At 49.4% G+C, this 4,358-nt stretch carries 1 tRNA gene and 3 rRNA genes; all 4 read left to right on the top strand.

Annotated features, from left to right (window positions below):
• Positions 1–822, top strand: a 16S ribosomal RNA gene (locus A9G24_RS10820); the annotation flags it as partial.
• Between the two features lie 53 nt (positions 823–875).
• A tRNA-Glu gene (locus tag A9G24_RS10815) sits at positions 876–951 on the top strand.
• A 257-nt stretch (positions 952–1,208) separates the two neighbouring features.
• A 23S ribosomal RNA gene (locus tag A9G24_RS10810) occupies positions 1,209–4,107 on the top strand.
• Positions 4,108–4,233: 126 nt separating this feature from the next.
• Positions 4,234–4,349, top strand: a 5S ribosomal RNA gene (gene rrf / locus A9G24_RS10805).
• Positions 4,350–4,358: the final 9 nt, after the last annotated feature.

Below are 4,358 nucleotides of genomic sequence, written 5' to 3'. Positions count from 1 at the left end.
GGTGGCGAAGGCGGCCTTCTGGACAGATACTGACGCTGAGATGCGAAAGCGTGGGGAGCAAACAGGATTAGATACCCTGGTAGTCCACGCTGTAAACGATGTCGATTTGGAGTTTGTTGCCTAGAGTGATGGGCTCCGAAGCTAACGCGATAAATCGACCGCCTGGGGAGTACGGCCGCAAGGTTAAAACTCAAATGAATTGACGGGGGCCCGCACAAGCGGTGGAGCATGTGGTTTAATTCGATGCAACGCGAAGAACCTTACCTGGTCTTGACATCCACAGAATCTTGTAGAGATATGAGAGTGCCTTCGGGAACTGTGAGACAGGTGCTGCATGGCTGTCGTCAGCTCGTGTTGTGAAATGTTGGGTTAAGTCCCGCAACGAGCGCAACCCTTATCCTTTGTTGCCATCGGTTAGGCCGGGAACTCAAAGGAGACTGCCGTTGATAAAGCGGAGGAAGGTGGGGACGACGTCAAGTCATCATGGCCCTTACGACCAGGGCTACACACGTGCTACAATGGCGTATACAAAGGGAGGCGACCTCGCGAGAGTAAGCGGACCTCATAAAGTACGTCTAAGTCCGGATTGGAGTCTGCAACTCGACTCCATGAAGTCGGAATCGCTAGTAATCGTGAATCAGAATGTCACGGTGAATACGTTCCCGGGCCTTGTACACACCGCCCGTCACACCATGGGAGTGGGTTGCACCAGAAGTAGATAGCTTAACCTTCGGGAGGGCGTTTACCACGGTGTGGTTCATGACTGGGGTGAAGTCGTAACAAGGTAACCGTAGGGGAACCTGCGGTTGGATCACCTCCTTACGAAGAGCTCGTAAGTGTTCACACAGATTGTTTGTTTAGAAGAGAAATAATTAGTCCCCTTCGTCTAGAGGCCTAGGACATCGCCCTTTCACGGCGGTAACAGGGGTTCGAATCCCCTAGGGGACGCCATAACAAGTGATGAAGTTATTTCTCGAAAAAATTATCTTTGTATTTGCTTAGGTATAATAGTGAGTGAATAGAAAGATAAAGCTCTTTAACAATTAGGAACAAGCTGAAAGAAACGAGTTCTCGTTCTTATGAAAAGCTTTTATTGAGACGTGTAATTAAAAGTTAGTGATAATTTTTAGTTGAGGCGAATTGGTAGAGGTGAGTCATTAAGAAAGAGAAAAAAGCGTAATTAAAACCAAGACAACTGTGAGTTGTAAGGTTAAGAAATTAAGCGTACACGGTGGATGCCTAGGCAATCAGAGGCGAAGAAGGACGTGTTAATCTGCGAAAAGCGACGGTGAGCTGATAAAAAGCGCTATAGCCGTCGATGTCCGAATGGGGAAACCCAGTGTAGGAGACTACACTATCATATGATGAATCCATAGTCATATGAGGCGAACCGGGAGAACTGAAACATCTAAGTACCCCGAGGAAAAGAAAGCAACCGAGATTCCCTGAGTAGCGGCGAGCGAAAGGGGAGTAGCCCAAGCGGGTAGCATATAGTATTAGTGGAAGCGTCTGGAAAGTCGCACGATAGAGGGTGAAAGTCCCGTACACGAAGGTGCGATATGTGGAAGCTTATAGAGTAGGGCGGGACACGTGATATCCTGTCTGAAGAAGGGGGGACCATCCTCCAAGGCTAAATACTCCTGATTGACCGATAGTGAACCAGTACCGTGAGGGAAAGGCGAAAAGAACCCCGGGAGGGGAGTGAAATAGACCCTGAAACCGTGTACGTACAATCAGTGGGAGCTGTTACCGTTGGGTAGTAGTGACTGCGTACCTTTTGTATAATGGGTCAGCGACTTATATTCTGTAGCAAGGTTAACCGAATAGGGGAGCCGAAGGGAAACCGAGTATTAACTGTGCGTTAAGTTGCAGGGTATAGACCCGAAACCCGGTGATCTAGCCATGGGCAGGTTGAAGGTTGGTTAACACTAACTGGAGGACCGAACCGACTAATGTTGAAAAATTAGCGGATGACCTGTGGCTGGGGGTGAAAGGCCAATCAAACCGGGAGATAGCTGGTTCTCCCCGAAAGCTATTTAGGTAGCGCCTCATGAGTAACTGTTGGGGGTAGAGCACTGTTTCGGCTAGGGGGCCATCCCGGCTTACCAACCCGATGCAAACTCCGAATACTGACAAGTTTAATCATGGGAGACACACGGCGGGTGCTAACGTTCGTCGTGAAGAGGGAAACAACCCAGACCGCCAGCTAAGGTCCCAAAGTCATAGTTAAGTGGGAAACGAAGTGGGAAGGCTTAGACAGCTAGGATGTTGGCTTAGAAGCAGCCATCATTTAAAGAAAGCGTAATAGCTCACTAGTCGAGTCGGCCTGCGCGGAAGATGTAACGGGGCTAAAACTATGCACCGAAGCTGCGGCAGTGCACGTAAGTGTGTTGGGTAGGGGAGCGTTCTGTAAGCCGTAGAAGGTGTGTTGTGAGGCATGCTGGAGGTATCAGAAGTGCGAATGCTGACATAAGTAACGATAAAGCGGGTGAAAAGCCCGCTCGCCGGAAGACCAAGGGTTCCTGTCCAACGTTAATCGGGGCAGGGTGAGTCGACCCCTAAGGAGAGGCCGAAGGGCGTATCTGATGGGAAACGGGTTAATATTCCCGTACTGGCTATAACTGCGATGGGGTGACGAAGAAGGCTAGGTTTACCACCTATTGGATGGTGGGTTAAGCATGTAGGCGTGTGATTAGGCAAATCCGGTCACTGAAACGCTGAGGTGTGATGACGAGCTGCTAAGGCAGTGAAGTAATTGATGCCCTGCTTCCAGGAAAAACCTCTAAGCTTCAGGTTATAGTTAATCGTACCCGAAACCGACACAGGTGGTCAGGTAGAGAATACTCAGGCGCTTGAGAGAACTCGGGTGAAGGAACTAGGCAAAATGGTGCCGTAACTTCGGGAGAAGGCACGCTGATGGTAATTGAAGTCCCAAGCGGATGTAGGTGAAGTCAGTCGAAGATACCAGCTGGCTGCAACTGTTTAATAAAAACACAGCACTGTGCAAACACGAAAGTGGACGTATACGGTGTGACGCCTGCCCGGTGCTGGAAGGTTAATTGATGGGGTTATGCGTAAGCAGAAGCTCTTGATCGAAGCCCCAGTAAACGGCGGCCGTAACTATAACGGTCCTAAGGTAGCGAAATTCCTTGTCGGGTAAGTTCCGACCTGCACGAATGGCGTAATGATGGCCAGGCTGTCTCCACCCGAGACTCAGTGAAATTGAAATTGCCGTGAAGATGCGGTGTACCCGTGGCAAGACGGAAAGACCCCGTGAACCTTTACTATAGCTTGACAGTGAACATTGAGCCTTAATGTGTAGGATAGGTGGGAGACAAAGAAGCATGCACGCCAGTGTGTGTGGAGTCGACCTTGAAATACCACCCTTTAATGTTTGATGTTCTAACCTATACTTCTGAATCGAGGTAAGGGACACTGTCTGGTGGGTAGTTTGACTGGGGCGGTCTCCTCCCAAAGAGTAACGGAGGAGCACGAAGGTTAGCTAATCCTGGTCGGACATCAGGAGGTTAGTGCAATGGCAAAAGCTAGCTTGACTGCGAGAGTGACGGCTCGAGCAGGTACGAAAGTAGGTCATAGTGATCCGGTGGTTCTGAATGGAAGGGCCATCGCTCAACGGATAAAAGGTACTCCGGGGATAACAGGCTGATACCGCCCAAGAGTTCATATCGACGGCGGTGTTTGGCACCTCGATGTCGGCTCATCACATCCTGGGGCTGAAGTAGGTCCCAAGGGTACGGCTGTTCGCCGTTTAAAGTGGTACGCGAGCTGGGTTTAGAACGTCGTGAGACAGTTCGGTCCCTATCTGCCATGGGCGTAGGAAAATTGAGAGGGTTTGCTTCTAGTACGAGAGGACCGAAGTGAACGCACCGCTGGTGTTCGGGTTGTGATGCCAATTGCATTGCCCGGTAGCTACGTGCGGAATAGATAAGTGCTGAAAGCATCTAAGTACGAAACTAGCCTCGAGATGAGTTTTCCCTGAAGAGATTCAGTAAGGTCCGTTTGAGACTAAGACGTAGATAGGTCAGGTGTGTAAGTGTAGTGATACATTGAGCTAACTGATACTAATGAACCGAGAGTCTTAACCTTACAACTCGGAGTTGTTTTGGGATTATGCGATTGATAGTATAAAAGTTGAAATAACAGTTTGTTCCGGATTGAGAGATTAGTGCAGATATGAGATAATGTAGCTAATTGAAAAGAGTACAGGATATGTCTGGCGGTAATAGCGCGGTGGTCCCACCTGACCCCATGCCGAACTCAGAAGTGAAACGCCGTAGTGCCGATGGTAGTGTGGGTATTACCCATGTGAGAGTAGGGTGCCGCCAGACTTTTAAATT

The organism is Gilliamella sp. App6-5, assembly GCF_001690525.1.
Taxonomy (GTDB): domain Bacteria; phylum Pseudomonadota; class Gammaproteobacteria; order Enterobacterales; family Orbaceae; genus Gilliamella; species Gilliamella apicola_H.
Note: the sequence above shows the minus strand (reverse complement) of the source record. Positions and strands in the feature narration are given on the sequence as shown.